General features: G+C 72.6%; 32 protein-coding genes and 6 pseudogenes. 27 read left to right on the top strand and 11 right to left on the bottom strand.

Going from position 1 to position 23,993, the window contains the following annotated elements; translation table 11 throughout:
• The first annotated feature begins 65 nt into the window (after window positions 1-65).
• The 11 genes and pseudogenes from ABD973_RS16965 to ABD973_RS16915 all read left to right on the top strand — a co-directional run.
• On the top strand, window positions 66-638 hold the full coding sequence (locus tag ABD973_RS16965) for a DUF5994 family protein (protein ID WP_125821629.1): 573 nt from the start codon (window positions 66-68) through the stop codon (window positions 636-638).
• A 49-nt stretch (window positions 639-687) separates the two neighbouring features.
• A complete protein-coding gene (locus tag ABD973_RS16960) occupies window positions 688-906 on the top strand; it encodes a hypothetical protein (RefSeq protein ID WP_345500670.1) in 219 nt (72 codons plus the stop codon).
• Window positions 907-955: 49 nt separating this feature from the next.
• A pseudogene (locus ABD973_RS16955) lies at window positions 956-1,216 on the top strand (hypothetical protein); the annotation flags it as partial.
• Window positions 1,217-1,391: 175 nt separating this feature from the next.
• On the top strand, window positions 1,392-2,591 hold the full coding sequence (locus tag ABD973_RS16950; RefSeq protein ID WP_125821631.1) for a PP2C family protein-serine/threonine phosphatase: 1,200 nt from the start codon (window positions 1,392-1,394) through the stop codon (window positions 2,589-2,591).
• Window positions 2,592-2,775: 184 nt separating this feature from the next.
• Window positions 2,776-3,207, top strand: coding sequence for a DUF5994 family protein (locus tag ABD973_RS16945; RefSeq protein ID WP_345500667.1), 432 nt, complete (start codon window positions 2,776-2,778; stop codon window positions 3,205-3,207).
• 291 nt (window positions 3,208-3,498) lie between these two features.
• Window positions 3,499-3,702 (top strand): cold-shock protein, encoded by a 204-nt coding sequence (locus tag ABD973_RS16940; RefSeq protein WP_125821633.1) that lies wholly within the window; start codon window positions 3,499-3,501, stop codon window positions 3,700-3,702.
• 69 nt (window positions 3,703-3,771) lie between these two features.
• Window positions 3,772-3,957, top strand: a complete 186-nt coding sequence (locus ABD973_RS16935; protein ID WP_345500663.1) for a hypothetical protein — start codon at window positions 3,772-3,774, stop codon at window positions 3,955-3,957.
• The gene (locus ABD973_RS16930) at window positions 3,954-5,459 is read left to right on the top strand and encodes a DEAD/DEAH box helicase (protein WP_345500661.1); all 1,506 of its coding nucleotides are present in this window, start codon (window positions 3,954-3,956) and stop codon (window positions 5,457-5,459) included. Before ABD973_RS16935 ends, ABD973_RS16930 begins: the two co-directional genes overlap by 4 nt.
• A gap of 103 nt (window positions 5,460-5,562) precedes the next feature.
• Window positions 5,563-5,892, top strand: a complete 330-nt coding sequence (locus ABD973_RS16925; RefSeq protein WP_386381875.1) for a CBS domain-containing protein — start codon at window positions 5,563-5,565, stop codon at window positions 5,890-5,892.
• A gap of 44 nt (window positions 5,893-5,936) precedes the next feature.
• A pseudogene (locus tag ABD973_RS16920) lies at window positions 5,937-6,216 on the top strand (SCO5918 family protein); the annotation flags it as partial.
• 319 nt (window positions 6,217-6,535) lie between these two features.
• Window positions 6,536-6,694: pseudogene (locus tag ABD973_RS16915) on the top strand (MerR family transcriptional regulator); the annotation flags it as partial.
• A gap of 31 nt (window positions 6,695-6,725) precedes the next feature.
• Here the strand turns inward: ABD973_RS16915 and ABD973_RS16910 are convergent.
• Window positions 6,726-6,923: pseudogene (locus tag ABD973_RS16910) on the bottom strand (histidine kinase); the annotation flags it as partial.
• Window positions 6,924-7,024: 101 nt separating this feature from the next.
• Between ABD973_RS16910 and ABD973_RS16905 the strand changes: the two are divergent.
• Complete coding sequence (locus ABD973_RS16905) at window positions 7,025-7,447, top strand: hypothetical protein (RefSeq protein WP_125821637.1); 423 nt, start codon at window positions 7,025-7,027, stop codon at window positions 7,445-7,447.
• A gap of 77 nt (window positions 7,448-7,524) precedes the next feature.
• Here ABD973_RS16905 and ABD973_RS16900 read toward each other — a convergent pair whose 3' ends face one another.
• The gene (locus ABD973_RS16900; protein ID WP_125821638.1) at window positions 7,525-7,959 is read right to left on the bottom strand and encodes an NUDIX hydrolase; all 435 of its coding nucleotides are present in this window, start codon (window positions 7,957-7,959) and stop codon (window positions 7,525-7,527) included.
• 245 nt (window positions 7,960-8,204) lie between these two features.
• On the opposite strand from ABD973_RS16900, the gene ABD973_RS16895 reads away from it, so the two are divergent.
• Window positions 8,205-8,993, top strand: a complete 789-nt coding sequence (locus ABD973_RS16895) for a hypothetical protein (RefSeq protein ID WP_345500659.1) — start codon at window positions 8,205-8,207, stop codon at window positions 8,991-8,993.
• Window positions 8,994-9,139: 146 nt separating this feature from the next.
• On the top strand, window positions 9,140-9,646 hold the full coding sequence (locus ABD973_RS16890) for a DM13 domain-containing protein (RefSeq protein ID WP_125821640.1): 507 nt from the start codon (window positions 9,140-9,142) through the stop codon (window positions 9,644-9,646).
• A gap of 36 nt (window positions 9,647-9,682) precedes the next feature.
• On the opposite strand, the gene ABD973_RS16885 is transcribed toward ABD973_RS16890, so the two are convergent.
• From ABD973_RS16885 to ABD973_RS16875, 3 genes are all read right to left on the bottom strand, one after another.
• Complete coding sequence (locus ABD973_RS16885) at window positions 9,683-9,916, bottom strand: anti-sigma factor family protein (protein ID WP_345500656.1); 234 nt, start codon at window positions 9,914-9,916, stop codon at window positions 9,683-9,685.
• Window positions 9,913-10,587 (bottom strand): RNA polymerase sigma factor, encoded by a 675-nt coding sequence (locus ABD973_RS16880; RefSeq protein ID WP_125821642.1) that lies wholly within the window; start codon window positions 10,585-10,587, stop codon window positions 9,913-9,915. The genes ABD973_RS16885 and ABD973_RS16880 overlap by 4 nt, the downstream gene beginning before the upstream one ends.
• Before the next feature lie 123 nt (window positions 10,588-10,710).
• Window positions 10,711-10,941 carry an anti-sigma factor family protein gene (locus tag ABD973_RS16875; RefSeq protein WP_345500654.1) on the bottom strand — a complete coding sequence of 77 codons (231 nt, stop codon included), beginning with the start codon at window positions 10,939-10,941 and terminating at the stop codon, window positions 10,711-10,713.
• Window positions 10,942-11,394: 453 nt separating this feature from the next.
• On the opposite strand from ABD973_RS16875, the gene ABD973_RS16870 reads away from it, so the two are divergent.
• Window positions 11,395-11,598, top strand: a complete 204-nt coding sequence (locus ABD973_RS16870) for a cold-shock protein (RefSeq protein ID WP_030747648.1) — start codon at window positions 11,395-11,397, stop codon at window positions 11,596-11,598.
• Between the two features lie 246 nt (window positions 11,599-11,844).
• Window positions 11,845-12,213 (top strand): annotated as a pseudogene (locus ABD973_RS16865) (helicase-related protein); the annotation flags it as partial.
• A 114-nt stretch (window positions 12,214-12,327) separates the two neighbouring features.
• Here the strand turns inward: ABD973_RS16865 and ABD973_RS16860 are convergent.
• Window positions 12,328-12,687: a hypothetical protein gene (locus tag ABD973_RS16860; RefSeq protein WP_125597847.1), complete on the bottom strand. Its 360-nt coding sequence runs from the start codon at window positions 12,685-12,687 to the stop codon at window positions 12,328-12,330.
• Between the two features lie 706 nt (window positions 12,688-13,393).
• Here ABD973_RS16860 and ABD973_RS16855 point away from each other — a divergent pair.
• Window positions 13,394-13,732 carry a MerR family transcriptional regulator gene (locus tag ABD973_RS16855; protein ID WP_125821645.1) on the top strand — a complete coding sequence of 113 codons (339 nt, stop codon included), beginning with the start codon at window positions 13,394-13,396 and terminating at the stop codon, window positions 13,730-13,732.
• Window positions 13,733-13,843: 111 nt separating this feature from the next.
• Here the strand turns inward: ABD973_RS16855 and ABD973_RS16850 are convergent, their stop codons facing one another.
• Window positions 13,844-14,506 carry an HSP18 transcriptional regulator gene (locus tag ABD973_RS16850; protein WP_125821646.1) on the bottom strand — a complete coding sequence of 221 codons (663 nt, stop codon included), beginning with the start codon at window positions 14,504-14,506 and terminating at the stop codon, window positions 13,844-13,846.
• Between the two features lie 128 nt (window positions 14,507-14,634).
• Here ABD973_RS16850 and ABD973_RS16845 point away from each other — a divergent pair, with 128 nt between their 5' ends.
• The 6 genes from ABD973_RS16845 to ABD973_RS16820 all read left to right on the top strand — a co-directional run bounded on the left by ABD973_RS16845 (window position 14,635) and on the right by ABD973_RS16820 (window position 18,437).
• Window positions 14,635-15,069 (top strand): Hsp20/alpha crystallin family protein, encoded by a 435-nt coding sequence (locus ABD973_RS16845; RefSeq protein ID WP_345500649.1) that lies wholly within the window; start codon window positions 14,635-14,637, stop codon window positions 15,067-15,069.
• Window positions 15,070-15,181: 112 nt separating this feature from the next.
• Complete coding sequence (locus ABD973_RS16840; protein ID WP_125597834.1) at window positions 15,182-15,577, top strand: DUF2267 domain-containing protein; 396 nt, start codon at window positions 15,182-15,184, stop codon at window positions 15,575-15,577.
• Between the two features lie 46 nt (window positions 15,578-15,623).
• Window positions 15,624-16,067: a DUF2267 domain-containing protein gene (locus tag ABD973_RS16835; RefSeq protein WP_125821648.1), complete on the top strand. Its 444-nt coding sequence runs from the start codon at window positions 15,624-15,626 to the stop codon at window positions 16,065-16,067.
• A gap of 118 nt (window positions 16,068-16,185) precedes the next feature.
• On the top strand, window positions 16,186-16,992 hold the full coding sequence (locus tag ABD973_RS16830; protein WP_345500647.1) for a VOC family protein: 807 nt from the start codon (window positions 16,186-16,188) through the stop codon (window positions 16,990-16,992).
• Window positions 16,993-17,103: 111 nt separating this feature from the next.
• Window positions 17,104-17,565 carry a pyridoxamine 5'-phosphate oxidase family protein gene (locus ABD973_RS16825; RefSeq protein WP_125821650.1) on the top strand — a complete coding sequence of 154 codons (462 nt, stop codon included), beginning with the start codon at window positions 17,104-17,106 and terminating at the stop codon, window positions 17,563-17,565.
• Window positions 17,562-18,437 (top strand): alpha/beta fold hydrolase, encoded by an 876-nt coding sequence (locus tag ABD973_RS16820; RefSeq protein WP_345500644.1) that lies wholly within the window; start codon window positions 17,562-17,564, stop codon window positions 18,435-18,437. Before ABD973_RS16825 ends, ABD973_RS16820 begins: the two co-directional genes overlap by 4 nt.
• Here the strand turns inward: ABD973_RS16820 and ABD973_RS16815 are convergent.
• Window positions 18,382-18,579, bottom strand: a complete 198-nt coding sequence (locus tag ABD973_RS16815; protein WP_345500642.1) for an antitoxin — start codon at window positions 18,577-18,579, stop codon at window positions 18,382-18,384. The two genes, ABD973_RS16820 and ABD973_RS16815, sit on opposite strands and share 56 nt — an antisense overlap.
• Window positions 18,580-18,787: 208 nt before the next feature.
• Between ABD973_RS16815 and ABD973_RS16810 the strand changes: the two are divergent.
• Window positions 18,788-19,686 (top strand): annotated as a pseudogene (locus ABD973_RS16810) (oxidoreductase); the annotation flags it as partial.
• Here ABD973_RS16810 and ABD973_RS16805 read toward each other — a convergent pair.
• The gene (locus ABD973_RS16805) at window positions 19,665-20,528 is read right to left on the bottom strand and encodes an L-threonylcarbamoyladenylate synthase (RefSeq protein WP_125821652.1); all 864 of its coding nucleotides are present in this window, start codon (window positions 20,526-20,528) and stop codon (window positions 19,665-19,667) included. The pseudogene ABD973_RS16810 and the gene ABD973_RS16805 sit on opposite strands and share 22 nt — an antisense overlap.
• A 165-nt stretch (window positions 20,529-20,693) precedes the next feature.
• Between ABD973_RS16805 and ABD973_RS16800 the strand changes: the two genes are divergently transcribed.
• Both ABD973_RS16800 and ABD973_RS16795 read left to right on the top strand, forming a co-directional pair.
• Complete coding sequence (locus ABD973_RS16800; protein WP_125597807.1) at window positions 20,694-21,104, top strand: VOC family protein; 411 nt, start codon at window positions 20,694-20,696, stop codon at window positions 21,102-21,104.
• Window positions 21,104-21,376 (top strand): hypothetical protein, encoded by a 273-nt coding sequence (locus ABD973_RS16795; protein ID WP_206436532.1) that lies wholly within the window; start codon window positions 21,104-21,106, stop codon window positions 21,374-21,376. Before ABD973_RS16800 ends, ABD973_RS16795 begins: the two co-directional genes overlap by 1 nt.
• 20 nt (window positions 21,377-21,396) lie before the next feature.
• Here ABD973_RS16795 and ABD973_RS16790 read toward each other — a convergent pair whose 3' ends face one another.
• A complete protein-coding gene (locus ABD973_RS16790; RefSeq protein WP_125821653.1) occupies window positions 21,397-21,990 on the bottom strand; it encodes an MBL fold metallo-hydrolase in 594 nt (197 codons plus the stop codon).
• 105 nt (window positions 21,991-22,095) lie between these two features.
• Here ABD973_RS16790 and ABD973_RS16785 point away from each other — a divergent pair, with 105 nt between their 5' ends.
• Window positions 22,096-23,055 carry a GlxA family transcriptional regulator gene (locus tag ABD973_RS16785; RefSeq protein ID WP_125821654.1) on the top strand — a complete coding sequence of 320 codons (960 nt, stop codon included), beginning with the start codon at window positions 22,096-22,098 and terminating at the stop codon, window positions 23,053-23,055.
• Here the strand turns inward: ABD973_RS16785 and ABD973_RS16780 are convergent.
• Complete coding sequence (locus tag ABD973_RS16780; protein ID WP_125597862.1) at window positions 23,036-23,986, bottom strand: alpha/beta fold hydrolase; 951 nt, start codon at window positions 23,984-23,986, stop codon at window positions 23,036-23,038. The two genes, ABD973_RS16785 and ABD973_RS16780, sit on opposite strands and share 20 nt — an antisense overlap.
• Between the last annotated feature and the right edge of the window lie 7 nt (window positions 23,987-23,993).

The following is a 23,993-nucleotide window of genomic DNA, read 5'->3' as shown; positions in this document are numbered from 1 at the left end:
TGTCATTTCCGGTGATCGCCTAAATGCCGGGCTGCCGACGGGCAGCCCGGGGGCAGGTCCGCACCATGACCACCACCCTCGACCGGACCGCGCCCCGCGACCTCGCCGCAGAGCTTCCGGCACGCTTGTCCCTCACCCCGAAGACCACCCTCGCCGGCCAGCTGGACGGGGCCTGGTGGCCCCGCTCCCGCGACCTCGCGGCCGAGCTCCCGGCGCTCGTCGCCGCCCTGGCGGAGCCCTGGGGGCGCGTCACCCGCGTCACGGTGAACCCCACGCGCTGGCCCGTGATACCGCACACGGTCGCCGTGGACGGGCACACGCTGCACGTCGGCTGGTTCACCGAGCAGCACCCCGACAAGCTGATCCTGCTCTCCTACACCGTCGGCCGCTGGGACCTCCTCGTCATCCCGCCCGAGACCGGGCCCGCAGCCGCCGCCCGCCTGATGGCCGCCGCCGCGATCCCGGGCAGCACCCTGACGGCAGGCGTCCTCATGGCCGACGAGGCCGTCATCGGGCGCGGCATCCGCGACACCCGGCGCCAGGAGTCCACCTGGGACGGCGAAGGCGGGGCCTGCATGTCCCCCTTCCGGAACCCGATGGACCGAAGCACCCTGCCGCTGCCCGGTGGCTGGAGGTGAGCTCCGTGGAGACCGTCGCCCTCATCGCGGTGTCGCGATCGCCGTCGGAATGCGCTGGATCCACCTGCTGAACGCCCAGCACGACGCGCGGATCGCGGCCTACCACTTCAGCGACCCCCTGCCGAGACCTCCCGGTCTGCCGGACGACACCCGCCTCCACCTCACCGTGGACCCGGCCACACCCGCCGGCCCCGCCCGCTCCCGGCCGACCGCCGGCCGGAGTACCGGCGGTACCGGCGGCACCGGCGCCCACTCCGGCGAGACCTGAGAGCCCCGACGGCCCCGGAGCCCGCCCCCGCACACGAAAGGGCGCGGCCCTGGCCACACTGCGCGAACGCAAGGCGTACCGCGAACAGGTGCTCCATGTCCTGTACGAAGCGGTCGAGGGCAACCGCCTCCTCGGCATCACCGGGGCGCGGCTGCGGCGCGACCTCCACGTGGCGGACCAGGACCTGGCCGCCGCCTGCACCTACCTGGCCGGTGAAGGACTGGTCACCGTCGACTGGGAACCCGGCAACACCCCGGCGATGGTCACGCTCACCCATGAGGGGATCAGGCGCCTGGAGGCCCAGGAGGAAGCGGCGCCCTGGACACGGGCGAACGTGTCGGTCTGGCGGGTGAGCTCCCGGGTCATGGCCGCGCTGCCGTGCCGCTCCGAAGCCGTGTGGCGTGCCCCGTCGGCGGGGAGCATCCTGGAAGCCACGCCGCCCGTGCAACCGGACGCCGGCCCGCCGCCCGGCTGGAGGCAACAGGATGACCGTCGGAGGGCGTGGGGAACCGGACCGCTCGGAGAGCTTCGGGGAGGGGCTGCTCGGGCTGCTCCTGGACCGGGCGCACGAGCTGCCGCCGCATCTGGTCGCCCCGCTCGTCGCGGAGGCGGTGGCCCGGCTGGGCGGCCGCGAGCCGCAGATCCTGCTCCAGGACTACGGGCAGCAGATCCTGGTCCCCCTGCCCGGTATGGGAGCGGGGGCCGGGGGTTCCCAGCCCATTGACCGGTCCGAGGCCGGCCGGTGCTTCCTGGAGTCGCGCACCGTCGAAGTCCTGGCGCCCGACGGCGTACGGGTCCACCTGCCCCTGCTGGACGGCGGCGACCAGGTGGGGGTCCTGTCGGTCGCCCTGGACAGGATCGACGACGACGCCCGCCGCCTCATGCGCAGGATCGCGGGCCTGGCGGCCGACCTGCTGCAGACCAAGAACGGCTACACAGACCTCTTCTTCCGGACCCGACGCAGCGAACCGATGAGCGTCGCCGCGGAGATCCAGTGGTCCCTGCTGCCCCCGCTCTCGATGGTGATGCCTCACGTCGCGCTCGCCGGAGTCCTGGAGCCCGCATACGACGTCGCCGGCGACAGCTTCGACTACGCCCTCAACGGCGACGTCATGCACCTCGCCATGATCGACGCCATGGGACACGGCCTGGATGCGGCCACCATGGCCACGGTGGCCATCGGCGCGTACCGCCACGCCCGCCGGATCAGCATCGAGCTGTCCGAGATCTACCTCTTCATGGACCGCGCGGTCGCCGAGCAGTTCGACCCGGACCACTTCGTGACCGCCCAGATGATGCGCCTGGACACGGACACGGGCCGCCTCCAGTGGGTCAACGCGGGGCACCCCGCGCCGATGTTGGTCCGCGCACACCGCGTCGTAGGCCGGCTGGAGAGCCCCACGACCCTCCCCGTCGGCTTCGGCGGGGACCAGCCGCAGGTCAGCGCGGTGGCACTGGAGCCGGGCGACCGCGTCCTGTGCTTCACCGACGGCCTGGTCGAAGAACACGAGAGCGGGCAGGAGCAGTTCGGCGAGGAACAGCTGATCGACTGGGTGAACCAGCTGGAGGAGGCCGACCACGGGATCCGTACCGTGGCCCGGGAGCTGTCCCACAGCCTCAAGCGGGCGCGCGGCGAAACCACCTCGGACGACGCCACGCTCGTCCTGTTCGAGTGGCGCGGCTGACGGCCTCATGCACGACGTCCTGCTCCGGCTCCCGCCCGGCTGCGGCCTCCCTCCTCTTCGGCCACCCCGGAGTACGCTTGGAGGTACCGGGAGCACCTCGTACACCCGCCCCCATGCGGACGCCGTTCCCGGCGATCACTAGGCCGGGGCGCCCCCAGGCACCCCGGGGACGGGTCCCGGTCCCATGACCAGCACCACCGCTCCCACCCATCAGGCACGCCTGACACTCACGCCGAACACCGCCCTGGCCGGTCTGCTGGACGGTGCCTGGTGGCCGTACTCACGCGATCTCGCCACCGAGCTGCCGCCCCTCGTGGACGCGCTGCGGGCCCGCTGGGGACGCGTCACCCGCGTCACCGCGAACCCCGCCCCCTGGCCTGTCGCGCCGCGCGAAGTCGCCGTCGGCGAATACGCCGTGCCCGTCGGCTGGTTCACGGGCCAGGATCTCGACACGATGATGCTGCTCTCGTACGGGCTCACCCGCTGCGATCTGCTCGTGATTCCCCCCGAGACCGAACCCGCTTCCGCCGCGCGCCTGATGGCGGCCGCGTCCACCCCGGGCAACCTCCACACCACGGGCACCCTCATGGCCGGCGAAGAAATGTCTATTCGCTGACTCCGGACCGAACGAAATATCTGTATCCGCGGACCGAGGTTCTGACCACTCACGCCCGGAGGATTTTTACCGGCGACACGGCGGGGAAAAATTTCACCACGCACGGACTGCAGCGACGTGCTACTGTCAAATTAGTTGCAGTTTTGGTACCCCAGATTCAAGCACTCTCGTCGGCCGCATGCCACACGGAAGCGCTTTGCATTTCCGGTCATTTTCCGGGCAGGGCATCATCGCGGCGACACGGCGTCCGTACGGTACGGATTCCGGCGTAATGCCCCAAGGAGACATGACATGAGTACTGGTACCGTCAAGTGGTTCAACGCGGAAAAGGGTTTCGGCTTCATCGAGCAGGACGGTGGCGGCCCTGACGTGTTCGCCCACTACTCGAACATTGCCAGCCAGGGCTTCCGCGAGCTCCAGGAAGGCCAGAAGGTCTCCTTCGACATCGCGCAGGGCCAGAAGGGCCCGACCGCCGAGAACATCGTTTCGGCCTGACGCCGACGCGTCACTTGCAGCTGGGGCCCGCATCCCTCGGGGTGCGGGCCCCAGCTGCATGCTTTTCTCATGCTTTTCACGCACACCTGCGCCTTTCGCGTTTATTTCGCTCGCCCGGTGGTGCCGACAGTTCGCCGCCCCGAGCCAAGCCGTTTACCGGCCGTATTTCATTCGGCCCGTGCCGTGATTCCCGACGCCGCTCTTCCGCCGCCGGAATTCCTCGATACGCGCCGCATCAAGGAAGGTTCTGAATGAACCCCACACGCACGAACGGCCGTTCCTCCCGCACCCGCCGCGACGGCGGCCGCGTGTACGGCTCAGCCGGTTCTGGACTGAGCAGCCCCTCCCGTTCGTCCGCCCCGAGCCGATCGGGAGCTCCGGGGCGTTTCGGCGGAGGCGGCCGGCGGCCCTCCCCGGCGCAGGGCGAGTTCGCTCCGCCGAAGACGGTCACCCCCGCGCTGCCCCCCGTCGAGAGGTTCGCCGATCTGGCCCTGGACCGGCGTTTGCTGGCCGTGCTCACCGTGCAGGGCGTGGCCGTCCCGTTCCCCATCCAGGGCGCGACACTGCCGAACTCCCTGGCCGGCCGTGACGTCCTCGGCCGTGGCCGGACCGGCTCCGGCAAGACCCTCGCCTTCGGTCTGTCCCTGCTCGCCCGCACCGCCGGACAGCTCGCCGAGCCCCGCCGGCCGCTGGCGCTCGTCCTGGTCCCCACCCGGGAACTCGCGCAGCAGGTCACCGACGCCCTCACTCCCTACGCCCGCGCCGTGAAACTGCGCCTGACCACCGTCGTCGGCGGAATGCCGATCCGTCGGCAGGCGAACGCGCTGCGCGGGGGCGTCGAAGTCGTCGTGGCCACGCCCGGCCGCCTCAAGGACCTGATCGACCGCGGCGACTGCCGGCTGGACCAGGTCTCGATCACCGTCCTGGACGAGGCCGATCAGATGGCCGACATGGGGTTCATGCCGCAGGTCACGGCGCTCCTGAACCAGGTCCGCCCCGAGGGCCAGTGCATGCTGTTCTCCGCGACCCTGGACCGCAACGTCGACCTCCTGGTCCGCCGCTACCTCAGCGATCCCGTCGTCCACTCCGTGGACCCCTCCCAGGGCGCGGTCACCACGATGGAGCACCACGTCCTGCACGTGCACGATGCCGACAAGCACCGGCTGACGACGGAGATCGCGGCGCGCGACGGCCGGGTGATCATGTTCCTGGACACCAAGCACGCCGTGGACCGCCTCACCGAGGACCTCCTCGACTGCGGTGTCCGTGCCGCCGCCCTGCACGGCGGGAAGTCGCAGCCACAACGCACCCGCACCCTCTCCCAGTTCAAGACCGGGCACGTCACCGTCCTGGTCGCGACGAACGTCGCCGCGCGCGGCATCCACGTCGACCACCTCGACCTCGTCGTCAACGTGGACCCGCCGGCCGACCACAAGGACTACCTCCACCGCGGCGGCCGTACCGCCCGGGCCGGCGAGTCCGGCAGCGTCGTCACCCTGGTCACCGCCGGCCAGCGCCGTGACATGACCCGCCTCATGGCGAACGCCGGGATCGTGCCCGAGACCACCCGGGTCCGCTCGGGCGAGGAGGCACTCGCCCGGATCACCGGCGCACGCATCCCGTCGGGCATCCCGGTGACGATCGCCGCACCGCCCGCCGCACCGCCCGGGCGCGACACGGCCTCCCACGGTCGACGGCGTCCCACCTCGGCAGCACGGCGCGCCGACACGCGGCGTTCCGCCGACGCGGCGGCCTGAGCTCCACGTGATCCGGAAGTCGGCCCATCTCCCCAGGAGGCACGTTGTGACACCGGTCCGCACACAGCCCCGTTCGGCGCCCGCCATCACTGCGGCCAGGCCGGTGACCGACACCGGGGACGGGGGAGGACTCCAGGTCGGGGACCACATGACCGTCGAGGTGGCCCTGGCCGTCATGGCCGGTGCCCCCGCCGGGCGCCTGCTCGTCTGCGACGACGACGGCCTGTGCACCGGACTGGTCACCACGGCCCAGCTCGCCGCCGTCCGGGACAGCCCCTCCTACTCCGACCACCTCCGGCTGCGCGACCTCCCCGGCAACGGCGCGCCGACCGCCGGGCACCCCGGGAGCCACGTCCGGCTCCCCGTCCCGTGCGTGAGGGACGAACGGGACGGCAGCCCGGGTACCCCCGGGCCCGCCCTCGTCCTCGCCTGATCCCTGCGCGGGAAGCCAACCCCTTCCTCTCCTTGTGAGGGATCGTGCGCTGTGTCATCGCCCGCTTCCCCTTCGACCTCACCAAGAGCGGTGTCCTGGACTCCATGAAGGGCGTCAAGCCCGAGGAGATCACCAGCGAGTCCGTGATCATCGGTCGCCGCGCCTACCCGGTCAAACAGGTAGGACAGGTCATCACCGGCCAGGACCGCCGCGATTTCACCGCCGGAAGTCGTCCGGGCCACGACCAAGCTCGGTTTCACCTGCCGCGGTCCTTCCCGGCCCCCCGTACCGCTCCACCCCTCCGACCCGCTCCAGCGCGCTTCCGTGGCCCGGCCTCCCGGCAGGAACCTGACCCCGCATACGGACGGGCCTGAGCCGGTATCCGAACGGCCGGGAGAGCCCGGCCCGCGCACAGCCGACACCGTCGGCGCACTCCTCCAAGCCTGGTCCTCGCCCCGCCGGGCATCCGGCGGGGCGAAGTGCCGCCGGGCGGGTCCGGTGCGGGCTCGGGGATCGAGGCAGGCCGGCCGTCGGACACAGGAGGCGGCGCGATATCAGGGTCGGGAGATGGTGTAGTAGTTCCTTGAGGGTCCTGGTGCCGTACGGCACCAGGACCCTCAACGCGTTCCGCAGAGAGGCGCACATGACAGCAGACGACTCGTACGACCGTCTCGACGACGACTACCCCGCCTACACCATGGGCCGGGCCGCCGAAATGATCGGCACCACCCAGAGCTTCCTCCGTGCCATCGGAGAAGCCCGCCTGCGGACCAGCGGGCGTGGGACACGGCCTGCGCGGAGGCGGCCGGGTCGAGGGAGGCGAACGCCTCGGCCTTCTCCAACTGGAACCCGATCGCGGTCAGATGGTGCCCGAGGCTGTCATGGATCTCGCGGGCCAGCCGGTTGCGCTCCCGCGCCGCCGACAGCTGCGCCACCTGGGCGAGGGTGTCCTCCAGCCGCCCGCGGGCCTGCCGCTCCCGTACGGCGACCGCCGCCGTGGCCAGCGCCAGGACCACGCCGAGCGCGAACATCAGCAGGTCGGAGATGTACTCGGCCCGCACCGCCCAGTCCGGCACCCACAGGGTGAACGCGGCGCTGGCACCACGACTACCAGTGGAACCTCCTCCAGCGCGTGATCCGCGAGGAGCTCGACCCCGACTACGACGGACCCGGAACCCCCCAGCCGGGCAGCCCGCCCTGCCCCGCGGGCCCCGGAGCCGGCTGCGACACCGACTACGACTTCGCCTCCCGCCCCCGCGCCGTCCACGAGGCCCTGGAACGGATCTCCCTCACCGGGAACATCCGCCGCCCGCTCATCAGCATCCAGGGCGGCCTCGACGCCCTCACCCCGCCGACCGCCTTCGGCGACGCCTACCACCGCATGGTCACCGACGCCGGCCGCGCCGGCCTGCACCGCTACATCACGGTGGCGGGCGGTGCCCACACCGACGGCCTCGTCCCGCTCGACCCCGACCACCTGCGCCCGATGCTCGGCTCCTTCACCAAGGCCCTGACCGACCTCGAGTGCTGGACGCGCCCCACCTCCGCCCCCTGAGGGGCGCATCATCCGAACGTGCGGAATCGCCCCGGACGACCAAGGTCCGGGGCATCCGTCCAGCACGTCCAGGTCGTTCAGTGACGGAACGGGGCGAGGTTTCCGGCGCTGATGGCGCCCCTCAGGACCTGGGCGATCTCCTCGGGCCTGAGGTCGATGCGGTCGAGCCCTTCCACGGTCAGCGGGACCTGCTCCAGTGCGTACTCGCCGCGGCCCTCGGCGCTGAACTCGGGGCCGGTGCGGTCCTCGAAGGACCAGGTCGCGATGCGGGCGAGGTAGAAGAGCTGGCGCTCGTCGTCGGACTCCACGGTGTGGAGGAGGCGCACGATGTCGGCCTTCCCCGCGATCTCCTCGTGGATCTCCCGGTGGAGGGCGGCCTCCCGGGACTCGTCGCCGGGCTCGACGCCGCCGCCGGGGAGCACCCAGTACTCGGGGACATCGGGCTTGGTGCGGCGGATGACCAGCATCGTGTCGTCAGCGGTGACGAGGACGGCGCGGACTCGTTCCTTCATTTCGTTCTGTCTCCTTGCTCGTCGGCCTCTCAGTGCAGCAGCCGGCCGCCGCCGACGTGGACGAATTGTTCGCTGACGAACGAAGGCCCAGGTCAACGACCTGGGCCTTCGTTCTTCTCCAGACCGGTTCCGACTGGCTGCGCTGGCGTCGCGTTCCCGCCGAACCCGTCTGTAACGTCCGGCCGTTCAGCGGCACTGACAGGTATGACCAACACCGCCGACATCGCTGCGAAGGGCTGAGAACCATGACTGTTGAGATGGTCGAGACCGCTCCCACCTGCGCCTACCCGGGCTGCACCCACGCGCCCGAGCCGAAGGCACCCGGCGCGGAGGGACCGGCCTCCCGCTACTGCGACCACCCCGACCACAACGCGCTCGGAGCGTTCAGGAAGTTCCGCGCCAAGCGGAAGCAGCGCAAGGAGGACAGGCGCGCGGCGGCCGAGGCCAAGGAGGAGCCGAAGGGAGCCGCTCACGAGGCCCCGGCACCGGCACCGGCGGAGGCCGTGCAGGGTGGGACGGGCCAGCGGGAGGAGGCCGCCGCTTCCCCCGCGACGGACGGCCGCGGCGACGGCGCCCACTCCCGCGACACCGTGGTCGCGCTCGTCAAGCAGCTCGCCGCCGATCTCCCCTCGTACATCGAGGAGTTGGCGATCATCACCGACTCCGCGGCGGCCGAGGCGCGCATCGAGACGGTCACGCGCGCCTCCGCGCAGCGCATCCTCGCCGCCGAGGAGCGCGCCACGCTCGCCGAGGAGGCGGCCGACATGGCCGTCGCCGCGCTCGACGCCGCGACCGCCACGTTCTCCGAGGAGACCGCCGCGATCCGCGAGGAGGCCGCGCGCAAGGTCGCCGACGCCGAGTTCGTCCGGGCCGAGCTGGAGCGCTACCGCGAGCGGGTCGCCATGCTCGAGGTCCGGCTCGACGCCGTCCGCGACGAGGCCGACGCGCTGCGCCGCGCCCACGTGGCCGCTCCCGCCGCCACGAGCTCCCCGGCCGCCCCCGCCGAGCCCGCGCAACCCGCCGGGAACTGCTGAAAGTCGTAGCCGGACCGGAGCGGCGGACGTTCGTCTGTAACGTTCGCCGCTCTTTCCGTCTCTGAACACCCAGTGCCCAGGGCGCCGAGGCAGTCGCCGGTGCCGCCTCGGCGCCCACGAACACCCGAGAAGAAACGGAATCCCCCATGTGCCGTAGCAAGCGCCGCAGCGCCCTCTGGATCACCACTGCCGCGGTCGTCGTCGTGGCGGCCGTCGGGCTGTACCTCTTCCAGCCCTGGAGGCTGTTCACCACGGACCGTGTGGACGAGGCGCCTCCCGCGGCCGCCGGCCGGCAGGGGGGCACGGTCAAGCAGGTGGCGAACGGTGCGTTCGTCTCGCACGAGCACGAGACCAGCGGCTCGGTCGAGGTCCAGCAGCTCGCCGACGGGAAGGCGACCCTGCGCCTGACGAACCTGCGCACCTCCGACGGTCCGGCCGTCCACGTGTGGCTCAGCGACCAGCCGGTCAGGAAGGGCGGCGGCGGCAACCTCGACGACGGCAGGCACATCGATCTCGGCGGCCTCAAGGGCAACGAGGGCAACCAGAACTACGCGATCCCCGCCGGCACCGACCTGAACACGTTCTCCACGGTGACCATCTGGTGCGAGCGCTTCAGCGTCTCCTTCGGCGCGGCCGAGCTCAAGCGCGCCTGACGGATCCGGCCGGCGCGGGGGCCCCGCGAAGCAGCGTCAGGCTTCTCGCTGCCAGTCCCGGAAGGCGGTGAGGAGGTGCCGCCTGGCGTCGGACGAGATGCCGTCCGAGGTCAGTTCGCCCGTGGCGGCGATCGTCTGACGGAACTGGTCGAGGTAGGTCTCGCACCCGGAGCACTCCGCCAGGTGCTCGACGAAGCGCCGCTCGTCCCCTTCGGGCAACGCGCCGTCGAGGAACTCGGTCACCAGCTCCACGAAGTCGTTGCAGTTCACGCGTGTCCCCTCCCGCTCGCGACGTCATGCGCACCTGACAAGTACGCCTCCAGCTTACGGCGCAGCAGGGCCCTGCCCCGGTGGAGCAGGACGCGCTGGTTCCCCGGGGAGATCTCAAGGAGCGCGCACACCTCGTCGGACCCGTACCCGGCGACGTCGCGCAGGGTGATCACGGTACGGAGGCGGGGCGGGAGCTCGTCGATCGCCGCCGCGATCACCTCGCGGACCTCGCCGCGCAGCACGTGGTCCTCGGGGATGTCCCAGGGACGCGGTTCCTGCCCGGCGACCCAGTGGCCGGCGTACCGCTCGCCGGGGGCGCGGAACCGCTCGGCGTCGACCGTCGGCCCTTCCTCCTCCTGCGGCAGCAGGCTGGCGAAGGGGACGGTCCTGCTCTCCTTCGTGCCGCGCGCCTTGGCGGTGTTGACGAGGATCCGGTACACCCACGTCTTCAGGGAGGCGCGGCCCTCGAAGCCGTCGATGCCCCTGATGACCGCCAGCCAGGTGTCCTGGACGGCCTCCTCGGCGGAGTCCCTGGTCGACACGAACGACATGGCGAGTCGGAGCATGCCGCCCGACCAGGAGTCCAGGACCAGGGCGAACGTCTCCTCGTCACCGGAGCGGAGGCGCTGCACCAGGACCTCGTCCGTGGGCAGTTCGCGTGGGCCCGCCATTCGTCTCTCCTCGCCGGCGTCAAGTGGAAGCGCCAGCCTAGGGCAGCGGGACGAGCGCGGGCGTCCACGGGGTGCGTGCGTTCACCTCCCGGCGAGGACCTCCACCGCCGACGGTCGCCGGGATCAGCCGCGCGGCAAGATGCGGAACGTCCGCAGGAGTTGAGCGCGCGCCGAAGCGGGCAGGCTCGGGCCGGACCGCGCGCCCGCGGCCGCCACGGTCTGCCGGAACTGGTCGAGGTACGTCTCGCAGCCCTCGCACCGCGCCAGGTGCACGAGACAACGCAGTTCGGTCGGCTCACCCATGACGCCGTCGAGGAAATCGGTCACCAGCTCAACGAACTCGGCGCAGTTCATGACACCTGCCTGTTCTCGTGCGACGGACGGCCGGCTCCTCAGCGGCGCGTCCCGGTGAGGAGCCAACACCTATCACGCTCCTGTCACGGTGCCGAACCCGGCGGCGGCGGCCGCGGCGGGCACCCCGGAAGCGCTGCGGCCCGGCGGTCGAAAAACGCCGCATTGTGGATGTGCCCGATATCTGCGTCCGCGGGCGGAGATTTTGACCGGCACCCCGGGGAGAGTTTTTAGCGGCGACACACGGGAACAAAAAAGCCAGCCCGCACGGACTGCATCCGCGTGCTAGTGTCGAAACCAGTTGCAGTTTTGGTACCCGAAATTTCCAGGCGCCCCGTCGGCCTCGTGCCGCACGGAGGCGTTTTGCATTCCGGTCGTTTTCCGGATGGGGAATCAATGCGGCGACACGGCGTTCGCAAGGTGCGGATTCCGCTGCACTGCCCCGAGGAGAATGACATGGCTGCCGGCACCGTGAAGTGGTTCAACGCGGAAAAGGGCTTCGGCTTCATCGAGCAGGAGGGCGGCGGTCCTGACGTGTTCGCCCACTACTCGAACATCGCCGCCCAGGGCTTCCGCGAGCTCCAGGAGGGGCAGAAGGTCTCCTTCGACATCGCGCAGGGCCAGAAGGGCCCGACGGCCGAGAACATCGTTCCCGCCTGACTCTGACGCGTCATACGCAGCTGGGGCCCGCATCCTTCGGGGTGCGGGCCCCAGCTGTATTCGTTTTTCCAGGGCCGGCGCACGTACTCGAATAGCCGCGGCTCGATTTCAGCACCGCCCCGTCCGTTGGTTTCGACCCCCAGGCCCGGACCGCCCTGCTCTCGCGTTCCATTCAGCTGGTTCCCGTAATTCCGGCACCTTTCAGTCGCTGCCGGAATTTCTCGGTACGTGCCGCACCACGAAAGGAACGTCGCGGCCCGCGGAATCCACGTCGACCAGCTCGACCTCGTCGTCAACGTGGACCCGCCCACGGACCACAAGGACTACCTCCACCGCGGCGGCCGCACCGCGCGAGCCGGCGCGTCGGGCAGCGTCGTCACCCTGGTCACCGCCGGCCAGCGCCGCGCCGTGACACGCCTCATGACGGCCGCCGGCATCGTGCCCGACACCACGCAGGTCCGCTCCGGCGAGGGCGCCCTCGCACGGATCACGGGCGCCCGCACCCCCTCCGGCATCCCCGTGGAGATCACCGCGCCGCTCACCGGACAGCGCGACCGCGGCACCGCTTCTCGCGGCCGGCGCGGTCAGGTCCCACGGCGGCGTTCCCGTCCGTGACGGCGCCGCCCGCGTCAACACGGGCCAGAACCCGACGAAAGGGCCCCCACCGGCACGTGTACCGGTGGGGGCCCTTTCCTGCATCGACGGGGTTACTGCTGCGGTGGGGCGGGGTCAGTGGTCGGAGTAGCTGACGTCGCCGATGGTCCAGGCGCTGATGTCCGCGATCGAGACGCGGTACATCCCGCCTGTCTCCGGGATCCCCACCGTGCCCTGGAGGATCCGCGCCAGGTGGAAGTGCAGGTGCGTGGGCGGCCCGTCCTTCGCCGCCGCGGTGGCGAAGACGGCGGAGAACTCGGCCAGCCGGTCGGAGTCCGCCAGGACCTCCGAGACCCGCTGCCGCCACACCGCTTCGGGTGCCAGCCGACCTGTGATGACGGCGCCCCCCGTCACGACGGTCAGGGACATCTGGTTGCTCTGCCCGGACTCCACCAGCCTGGCGACGTCAACGAGCAGCTCGTCAATCTTCGACATGAGACCCGATCCTACGGGGCGCCCCACCCCGGCCACAGGCCGTCCCGCCAGGCGGGAAGGACGACCGGGGGCGCGCGGGTGCAGGGGGCCCCGCGCCTGCGCGACCACTGCGCACTCCGCACCGGGAGCGCTCACCTGCTCGGCCGAGGCAGGAAAATCTATGTTGGCCGCAGTAGACATCGGCGCCTCGCTGGGTTATGTTTTCTTCCGTAACCAGCAGAGGCAACAAGGCCTGGCAGAGACGAACTGCCGGCAAGCAGTACAAGCAGTACAAGCAGTCGCAGTGAGCAGGACGGTGCGGCGGCGGAGTTTCGAAGCCATGGCTTTCGCAGGACGGTGACGAAACTGGCGGCCGGACCGGGAGACCCGCAGTGATCAGGGGGCTCCGAGAGCAGTACGCAGCACCAGCAGTACGCAGTATTCGCAGGGCAAGAAGTTGATCAGCGAGGAAAGAACGGAGGAACGCGGCGCCATCAGGATCGCCCGGGCGGAAGTTTCGAGTCCGGGTACCGCAGGACATCGATAGCGAGGTGGTCTTCGGTCAAGCAGCTGCGATCCCCGCACCGACGGCAGTCACCGGGCCGGGTGTGCGGACACAGAAGGCCGGCGCTTCATCAGGGCCGGCAGGTGGTGTAGTAGTTCCTTCAGGGCCCTGGTGCCAGTACTGGCACCAGGGCCCCTCTATGCGTTTCACGGAGAGGTGCAAATGACAGCTGACGACTCGTACGACCGTCTCGACGACGACGACTACCCCGCCTACACCATGGGCCGCGCCGCCGAGATGATCGGCACCACGCAGGGCTTCCTCCGCGCCATCGGCGAGGCCCGCCTGATCACTCCGCTGCGCTCCGAGGGCGGTCACCGCCGCTACTCCCGCTACCAGCTCCGCATCGCGGCCCGCGCCCGCGAACTCGTCGACCAGGGCACCCCGATCGAGGCCGCCTGCCGCATCATCATCCTCGAGGACCAGCTCGAAGAGGCCCAGCGCATCAACGCCGAGTACCGCCGCGCCGCCGAAGCCGGCACGCCCCCGCAGCAGGCCTGAGGCGAGCACGCCCGCCCACGGCCGACCGCGAGGCGGTCGGCGGACGCGTCCGGTCGGGCAGCACACCACCCCCGCCACGAACGTGCCCCCTCCGGACGCCGGGGGGACGGGTCACGTGCCGCGCTGACCGCGGGTGTCCCGGCGGAGCCGGTCGGCGTGCCGGGTCATGGCGTCGATGCGCTCGGCCAGCTCGGCGTCCTCCGGCCGCAGGTGGGCGCGGGTGCCGGCCAGGGGGCCGACGAGGCGGGCGGTGTCGTTGTGCGCGAGGGCCTGGTTCAGGTCGCCGATGGCGCGCTCGGCGTCGTCGGCGAGGCCGGTGAGCGCGGTGACCTGGCCGGCGAGCCGGCGCAGGTCGGCGGCGTTGTCGCGGGCCCAGGCGTCCACGCTGCGGTCGGCGGCGCGGGCGTCGCGGGTGGCCTGGACGCGCTCCTCGCCCGTGCTCCCGGCCTTCCCCGGCCGCAGACGCAGGTAGCGGCGCTCGGCGGCCTGGCGGCTGGCGACACCGAGGGGGCCGGCGAGGTCGGCCCAGCTGGCGCCCTCGCTGCGGGCGGTTTCGATCAGGCCGGTTTCCCAGCCTCCCAGCTGCTCGCGGACCTCGCGCAGCATCAGCAGGGCGGCCAGCGCCGGGTGGGGGCCCTCGCCCGCCGCCGGCGGCGCCGCCGATGTGCCCGTGGAGGCCTGCTGCGCTTCCCGGACGGCCTGGTTGATGGTCTCCAGTGCCGCGGCGGCGGCCAGGAAGGTGACGGGTGCGGTCGGCTCTGCGGCCTCGTTCATGACGGTCTCCGTGATCTGTCATCCTCCAGATGACTTCTTGCTTGTCATCGTTTCGATGACATGTTACAACGGGAGCACGTTGAAGCGCATGGGCAGTTCCTGCCTGAACCAACTGGAGGTGTTTCGCGATGCTGATGCGCACCGACCCGTTCCGCGAGATGGACCGCATCGTCCAGCAGCTCTCGGGCTCGTCGGGCACGTGGTCGAAGCCGTCCGTGATGCCGATGGACGCCTACCGTCAGGGTGACGCGTACGTGATCGCCTTCGACCTCCCCGGTGTGAGCACCGAGGCGATCGACATCGACGTCGAGCGGAACATGCTGACGGTGAAGGCCGAGCGCCGGCCCGCGGAGAAGTCCGACGGCGTGCAGATGGAGCTCTCCGAGCGGCCCCTCGGCGTCTTCTCCCGCCAGGTCATGCTGGCCGACACCCTCGACACCGAGCACATCGAAGCCCACTACGACGCGGGCGTCCTCACCCTGCGGATCCCGATCGCCGAGCGCGCCAAGCCGCGCAAGATCGCCATCGGCGGGGAGTCCGGCCGCAAGCAGATCTCCGGCTGACCGGCCCGCAAGCCACCCGGCACCAGCGGCGGAGGACGGGGAACCCGATCCCCCTCCGGTACCCGGTCCTCCGCGCCCTCCCCCTTCCGCCCTCCCCTGGAGGTGACGTGAGATGTCGATGCGCAGGGAAGCCTTCCTGGACCACGTCCAGGAACGCGGCGAGTACGAGACCCGGGAGGAAGCCGAACGGGCGGCCCGCGTCGTCCTGGCCCTGCTGGGCGCCCACCTGGTCGGAGCCGTACGGGCCTCACTCGCCGCCCGCCTTCCCGAGACCTACGCCCTGATCCTCCTCAACCCCCTCCAGGCCGCCGAGCCGCTCTCGCCCGAACGCTTCGTCCGCGCGACCGCGGCCTGGATCGAGGGCGCCACCGAGAAGACGGCCCTGTGGGACATCGGCGCCGTCCTGTCCACCGTGGCCGCGGCGGCCGGGGACGTCCTCACCCGCGAAGCCCTGCTCCAGCTCCCGCCCGGCTACGACCTCCTCTTCGGCCACCCCCAGCCCACCTGACGCCGGCCGAGGACCGACCCTCGAAGAGAAAGGCAACCGCACCACCATGTTCGACCGGCATCGAGCGAACCCGGCCCAGCCCGCCATGACGTTCGAGCACATGCTGGAACGCGTGCGCTACGAAGGCGCGTATCCCACCCGTGAACGCGCCGAGGAAGCCGTCCGTACCGTCCTCGCCGCCCTCGGACGACAGCTCGTCGGGGACGAACGCGTCGACCTCGCGCGGTGCCTGCCCGTCGAGGCCGCCCGCGCCCTGACCGCTCAGGTCCCCGACACCGAACGGCTCACGGGCTGGGCCTTCATCAAGGACATGGCCACCCGGGGCGCCACCAGCCCGGCCATCGCCCGCTGGGACACCGGCGCCGTCCTCGGCGTCGTGACCCGGCTCACCGGTCCCGACCTCCTCGCCCGGATCCTCCGGCAGCTTCCCGACGGCTACGCGCTCCTCTTCGGCCAGGCAGAGCTCAGGCAGCCCCAGCGGGCCGCCTGACGCCTCCCGCTCCGCCACCGACACGCATGGGCCGCGGCTCCGCGGGCAGGCGCCGGACCGCGGCGCGGGATGCCGTTCCGCTGCCGCTCCGCGTCGTCCGGGACTGAAGGAGGAGACCATGGCCCTGGTGCCGGCGGAGTTCTCGGGTGCGCCGTGCTGGATCAGTCTGGCGGCGCGGGACCTGGCCGCCTCCGAGGCCTTCTACCGCGCGGTTCTCGGCTGGACGTTCCGGCGCGGGTCGTTCGGGCGGGCCTTCTCGGTCGCCGAGACCGACGGGGTGGCCGTGGCCGGCATCGCCGAGGTGGCCCGGGAACTGGCCGTACCCGTGGCGTGGACCCCGTACTTCGCCGTCGACGACGCCGAAGGGGCGGTGGCGCGCATCCGCGAGCGGGGCGGCACCGTCGGCGTCGGCCCGGTCGCCTACCCCCCGCGCGGGCGGGCGGCGCTGGCGCTGGACCGCGAGGGGGCGGCCTTCGGAATCTGGGAGGGCCGGGTGCTCGCCGAGTGGCGGATCGGTTCCGGCACGGCGCCGGCCTGGCTGGAGCTCCACAGCCAGGACGCCTTCGCCGCGGCGCTCTTCTACGGGGAGGTCCTGGAGTGGAGCCTCGACAGCGACCGCGGCTGCTGCGACATCTCGTACGAGCACGACCAGGTCGTCCTGCGCTACGGGGGCGAGGCGGTGGCGCGCCTGAACAGCAGGCCGGTGGAGGAGGCCGCTTCCAAGCCCCACCTGCGGCCGCGCTGGCTGGTCCACTTCCGCGTCCGCGACCTCCAGGCCGCCACCGCCTCCGCGGTCGAACACGGCGGCACCGTCGTCACGGGCGGCCCCTGGCCCGACGGGGACGGGCAGGTGACCGTACGGGATCCGGACGGGGCGCTCTTCACCCTCGACGACTCACCGACCACCCCCTGGCCCACCTCCTGACCGTCCCGGGCACCGGCTCAGCCCGCTCCCGTCGGGTACGCCGGGCGGTCGCGGCAGCGGGGACCGTACCCTGAACCCGCCCTGGGCCGAGTTGACTTGACGGAGGAAGCCATGACCACCGCGCCGCCGCGTGAACGTGACGAGAGGCTACGGGACACGCGCAAGCGGTTCGAGGAGGACGCCGACCTGTGGCTCGCCTCCGCGGGTGCGGCGGGCGGTGCGCACCTGGTGCCGCTGTCGTTCCTCTGGGACGGTACGGCGTTCCTCGTGTCGACCCCGCGCGCCTCGGTGACCGGTCGCAACCTGCTGGCCGACGGCCGGGTACGGCTCGGCCTCGGGCCGACGCGGGACGTCGTCATGGTCGAGGGCACCGCCGAGCCGGTCGGCCTCGACGCACTGCCCCCGGGGACCGGGGAGAGGTTCGCCGCCAAGACCGGCTTCGACCCGCGCGACCTCGACGCCTACCAGTACTTCCTCGTCCGGCCGCACCGGATCCAGGCCTGGCGGGAGGCCAACGAGCTGCGCGGCCGCGACCTGATGCGTGACGGCCGGTGGCTGGAGGGCCCCGCGTGAGCTGGTCGGAGCGCGTCGTCCTGCGCGACGGGGTCCGGCTCTCCTGCCGCGACTGGGGCGACCCCGGTGACCGCGGTGACCGGGACCGCCCGGGGCCGGACGTCCTCCTGCTGCACGGGCTGGCCGGGCACGCGGGCGAATGGGACGCCGTCGCGCGGGAGCTGAGCCCGCGTCACCGCGTGGTGGCCGTGGACCAGCGCGGCCACGGCGCCTCCGAGCGGCGGCCGCAGGACGTGTCCCGGGCCGCGTACGTCGAGGACACCGTCGCCGTGTGCGAGCGGCTCGGCCTGCGGGAGCCGGTGCTGGTCGGCCAGTCGCTGGGCGGCCACACCGCCATGCTCGCCGCCGCCGCGCACCCCGGGCTCTTCCGCGGGCTCGTCCTGGTGGAAGCCGGGCCCGGCGGGCCCGGCGTCGGCGTACAGGCGGAGATCGGCGGATGGCTCGATTCCTGGCCCGCGCCGTTTCCCTCGCGGGAGGCCGCCGTCGGGTTCCTCGGCGGCGGCCCGGCCGGCGAGGGCTGGGCGGCCGGCCTGGAGGAGCGCGACGGCGGCTGGTGGCCGCGCTTCGAGCGCGACGTGATGGTCGCGTCGCTCGCGGAGAACGCCCGGCGGGCCTTCTGGGACGAGTGGTCGCAGGTGCGCTGCCCGACCCTGGCCGTGCTCGGCCAGTGCGGCATCATCGCGCCCGAAGAGATCGGCGAGATGCTCCGGCTGCGGCCGCGGACGGTCGCACTGAGCGTCCCGGGGACGGGGCACGACGTCCACCTCGAACGGCCGGACGTCCTGCTGGCGGCCCTCCGCCGATTCCTGGGGGGCCTCAGCCCTGCGGCGGCGGGTTCTCCTGGGGCCGGTCGGTTCCCAGCTGCTCGTTGAGCTTCTGCTGGGCCATGTCGACCTGGCTCTGGTACTTGTTCCCGGTCCTCGCGTCGAAGGCGTCGCCCGCCTTCTCGACCCCCTGACGCGCGGTGTCCTCGTGGCCCTTCAGCATGCCCTTGAGCTTGTCGAGCATCGACATGGGTTCCTCCTCGCGGATGCCGGCCCGCCCTGAGCACGGCCGGCACCACCAGCATCCGCGTCTTCCCCGCCGGCCGCACCCCGGAGGCGTCAGGGCAGGTCGGGGCCCCCGAGCCCGCACACCGTCTCGACGAAGGCGCGCAGGCGGGCGCTCTCGCCGGCCGTCGGCCAGAAGAAGCCGTAGTCGACCGGCGGGGCGTCGCCGAAGGGGATCCACGTACCCGGACATCTCCGCGATCCACAACGACGCGCACGTCGCGGGCTGGCGGCGCGTCACGGAGGCGGTGGGCGCCGTCGGCGGGCGGATGTTCCTCCAGATCCAGCACGGCGGCCGGATCGGCCACCCCGACAACAGCGGCGGCCTGTCGCCCGTCGCGCCCTCGCCGGTCGCGCTGCCCGGCACGATCCACACCCCGGGCGGGCACCGGCCCACGGTGGTGCCGCGCGAGATGGCCCCCGCCGAGATCCGCTCCACCGTGGCCGACTTCGCCGCCGCGGCGCGCCGGGCCATCGACGCCGGGTTCGCCGGGGTGGAGGTGCACGGCGGCAACGGCTACCTGCTGCACCAGTTCCTGGCCTCCGGGACCAACCACCGCACCGACGGCTACGGCGGCTCGGTGAGGGCCGCACCCGCTTCGTGCGGGAGGTCGTCGAGGCGGTCGCCGCCGCGGTCGGACCGGAGCGGGTGGGCCTGCGCGTCACCCCCGGGGTGACCGCGAACGGCATGCACGAGGACGACCCCGAGGAGGTGTATCCGGCGCTCGTCGACGCCCTCTCCGACACCGGCCCGGCCTATCTGCACGTCGTCTTCGCCGACCCGGACCAGCCCCTCTTCCAGCGCATCCGCAAGCAGTGGGCGGGCACGCTGATCGCGAACCCGGCGCTGCCGTGGCCGGGCCCGCTGGCCGCCGACGGCGGCCGCCACGAGGCCGAGCGGCTGCTCGCGGCCGGCGCCGACCTGGTCTGCCTCGGCCGCGCCTTCCTCGCCAACCCCGACCTGGTGGAGCGGCTGCGCGCCGGCGCCGCCCTGAACCCCCTGCGGGAGGAGGGCCTGATGTACGTGGGCGGCGCGGACGGGTACACCGACTACCCCGCGCTGTCGGCCTGAGCCCGTCGGTCCGCGTAGGTACGGGAGTGCAGGCGGCGGGCCGCCCGGGGTGAGGGGACGACGGCGAAGCCGTGGTTGGCCGCGACGGCCCGGGTGTGGTCCGCCGAGAGGGAGCCGTGCCGTTCGAGGGTGAGGACGGGCAGGCCCGAGCGGCCGCGGCCGGGCGCGTGGTGGAACGACAGCACGGTGGCCGGCATCGGGGCGTGGTGCGGGTGGCGGCGGCGCGCGGCGGGCTCGTCGTCGTGCACGAGGATCCTGACGCCCTCCTCCTGGCCGAAGTCGGCGATCACGCCCTCGGCGCGCCAGTGGGCCGGCTCGTGCTCGGCGCCGGTCAGGTGCCGGGAGCGGTTCACCGAGGTGACGGACAGCAGGCCGTCCCCGGTGCGGTCCAGCGCCTCGGCGAGGAAGCCGTTGGACGGGCAGCGGTAGCCCGGGCCGATCAGGCGCACGGTCTCGACCCCGTCCCGGAGGACCGTCAGGTGCCGCGGCACGTGCGCGGCGGCCGGGCCCCGGAAGCCGAAGGGGCCGAGCAGGAACAGCTCTTCGACGAGCTGGCGGAGCTGCCGGCGCGGCAGGGCCGCGGGGAGCAGGGTCCAGTCGAAGAGCGACGGGACCCGCTCGGGGACGGTGGTGACGCTGCCGGCCCGCCCGTCGGGGCGGCCCTTGATCCGGTTGACCCGCTCGACGGCGGCCCGGTCGGCGCGCGCGGTGACGGCGTAGGAGTTCCCGAACCCGTGGGCCACCGCGCAGCCGTCCGCGAGTGCGCCCGCGGCGGCCCGTACGTCCTCGGCGTCGTCCAGGACCGGATGCCGCCCGCTCGTCCTCGTCCGCTGTCCGCTCACTGCCCGGCCCTCCGCAACGTGATCCTTTACGAACGGCAACGAGGGGGCCCCGGACACGTCACCGGCCATCCGGATGTGACGCGGGTCACGGGGCCCCGGGCGGGGGATCCGAACCGGTCAGGATTCGAGAAGCGCCCTCCGGAGCCCGCAACTAACGTGGCGGGCATGGACATCACCATTCACACCACGGCCCTCCCGCACGACGACCCGGACGCCTCGGTGGCGTTCTACCGCGACGTCCTCGGCTTCGAGGTCCGCAGCGACGTCGGGCAGGGCAAGATGCGCTGGATCACCGTCGGCCCGGTCGGCCAGCCCGGTACGTCGATCCTGCTGGCGCCGCCGGCCGTCGACCCCGGCATCACCGAGGCCGAGCGCCGGACCATCCTGGAGATGATGGCCAAGGGCACCTACGGCTGGATCCTGCTGGCCACGCCCGACCTGGACGGGACGTTCGAGAAGGTGCAGGCCGCCGACGCCGAGGTGGTCCAGGAGCCGACCGACCAGCCGTACGGCGTGCGGGACTGCGCGTTCCGTGACCCGGCGGGGAACCTGGTCCGGATCCAGGAACGGCGCTGATGTGCCGCCCCGGGTGGGCGCGCGCGCTCACTGAGGCGCAGCACCTGAGGACGCTCGTACGGCTGCGCCGGGTGCGTGACCGGCTCGACCGGGAGTACGCGCGGCCGCTGGACGTCCTGGCCCTCGCGCGGGCCGCGGGCATGGCGGCCGGTCAGCTCGGCCGCGAGTTCGAGCTCGCCTACGGCAGCTCCCCGCACGCCTACGTGACCGCGCGCCGGGCGGCCGTGGGCGGGACGGCCGTGCGCGGGCCGGCCGTGGCCGCGACGGGCTGACACCTCCGGGCGGCCATGTTCTAGAGCGGCGCGGTGTCGTCCGCCGGGAAGGCGGGGCCGTGGCCGGGGACGATCACGTCCGCGGCCGCGAGAACCCGCTCCCGGGAGGCCCGCAGGACGTCGTGGTCCGGGGCGACCGGGTCGTCGACCGGGCCGTTGGGGCGCCACCACAGGTCGCCGACGAAGGCGACGACCCCCTCGTCCGTGCCGGCGAGCAGCGTGATGTCCTCGCGGCTGTGGCCGGGGGTGCGGATCAGCCGGAGCGAGGGGGCCAGTTCGTGGCCCTCGGCGTCGCGGTCGGTCCACTGGTCGTTCTCGTAGATCGCCTTGTGGTCGTGGACGCGGGCGTGGCCGAAGAGGCCGACGTTCATGGTGTTGTCGGGGTGGTGGTGGCTGAGCACCACGTCGGTGATGTCGTCGGGACCGAGGCCCATCTCGGCGAGCGGGCCGAGGATCCGGTCGCGGCCGGCGACCATGCCGGGGTCCACGATCACGTGGCGGTCGCCGTCGGTGACGTAGGAGACGGTGGCGGCCACGCCGGGGCCGGTGGAGAGGGTGTAGCCGGTGGTCAGGATGCGGAAGCGGGCGGTGGCGCCGAGCGGTGCGTTCGTCATGTCCCCAAGTCTTCGGTGTGGCGGGCCCCTTCACGAGTGGCCGTACTGCCACTGATCGCGGGAATCGTGCCACCCGGCCGGACGGCCGCGTGTCAGACTGCGCGCATGCCGCCCTTCGTGTCCGTCGCCGCGTACGCCCCCGCCGGTGTCGGGATGCTGGGGGCGGGAATCGTCTCCGAGGTGTTCGACGAGCGCGGGCAGGGCCTGCCCCGCTTCGACTTCGCCCTCTGCACGGACCGGCCCGGGGCGGTGCGCAGCGATGTCGGGCTGCCGCTGATGGTGGAGCACGGCCTGGACCGGCTGGCCGCCGCCGACCTGGTGATCGCCCTGCCCTGGGCGGACTTCCGTACGCCGCCGCCCCCCGCCGTGCTGGAGGCCCTCGCCGCCGCGCGGGGGCGGGGCGCGCTGGTGGCGGCGCACTGCGTGGGGGCGTTCGCGCTCGCGGCGGCCGGGCTGCTGGACGGGCTCCGGGCCACCACGCACTGGCGGTTCGCCGGGCTGCTGGCCGAGCGCCATCCGCGGGTCCGCGTCGAACCGGACTCCCTGTACGTGGACCAGGGGGCGGTCGTGACGGGCGCGGGCGCCGCCGCCGGCTTCGACCTGTGCCTGCACCTGCTGCGGCGGGAGTACGGGGCCGCCACGGCCAACGCGATAGCCCGGGACCTGGTGCTGCCCTCGCACCGCGACGGCGGGCAGGCCCAGTACCTGGCGACGCCGGTGCCGGAGGACTGCCGGGACGAGAAGCTGGCCGAGGTGCTGGCGTGGGCGCGGGAGCACCTGGCCGAGCCGCTGCCGGTGGCCGAGCTGGCCCGCCGGGCCCTGATGAGCCGGCGGTCCTTCGCCCGCCGCTTCGCGGCCTCGACCGGCACCACCCCGCACGCCTGGCTGCTGGGGCTGCGGATCAGCCGTGCCGAGGAGCTGCTGGAGACCACCGACCTGCCGGTCGAGGAGATCGCCCGGCTGGTCGGCTTCGGGAGCGCGGCGGTCCTGCGCGAGCAGTTCGTACGGCGGCGCGGGGTGCCGCCGCGCTCGTACCGCAGGGCGTTCAGCCGCGCGGCGCGGTGAGGGAGTCGACGTCCTCCATGAAGGAGAGCATCCGGGCGTTGACCACGTCGGGGTGGTCGATCTGCGGGCCGTGGCCGGTCGCGGCGACGATCTCGGCGCGGGCACCGGGGACCAGCCGGGGGACGCGCTCCAGCTGCCGCTTCGGGTGCACGAGCAGGCTGTGCTTGCCCATGATCACGTAGAGCGGGGTCCGGATGGTCCGCAGCTCGTCCTCGGTCAGCGGCAGGGGCGCGGGGCGGCGGATCCGGTAGGCGCGGGCGCCGAGCTGGATCCAGGGGCGCATCTCGGGGACGGCGAGGACGGGCTGGTCCAGCCACGTGGCGAGCCGGGGACGCAGCGCCCTGGGGGCGAAGGTGGCGAACAGGCTCAGGAACACCCAGCCGAAGAAGCGCAGGCCGACCTTCTCCAGGCCGCCGGGGTCGAGGGCGGTGACGGAGGCGAGCCGTCCCGGCCGCAGGTGGGCCTGGTTGAGCACGAGCCAGCCGCCGTAGGAGGAGCCGACGAGGTGGACCCGGTCGAGGCCGAGCGCGTCGAGGGCCTCGTCCATCCACTGCGCGGCGCGCTCGGGCTGCCACATGGGCTCGCGGTGGACGCTGCGGTTCGCGTCGCCGGGGGTGTCGAGTGCGTAGACGGGGCGGTCGAGGCTGAGCCCGGGGGTGTTGGGGTACCACATCGCCGAGCCGTAGCCGGCGCCGTGGATCAGGACGATCGGGGTCCGTGACTCGGCGGCGGGATCGGCGGGACCGTACCGGTAGACGTGGGTGGTGCCGAAGCTGGTCTCCACGTCCGTCTCGGAGCGGACGGGCGCACCCATCGCGAAGAGGACGTCGGCGGCGGCGAAGTAGCGGTCGCGCAGGGTGTCGTTGACGTAGCGCCCGACGTCGCGGCGGCGTACGCGGGTCGTGCTCTGGGTCGCGGCGGTCTCGGGCACGGCGGGC

Origin of the sequence: Streptomyces racemochromogenes (assembly GCF_039535215.1) — a bacterium.
Taxonomy (GTDB): domain Bacteria; phylum Actinomycetota; class Actinomycetes; order Streptomycetales; family Streptomycetaceae; genus Streptomyces; species Streptomyces racemochromogenes.
This window is presented reverse-complemented; position numbering and strand designations above follow the sequence as displayed.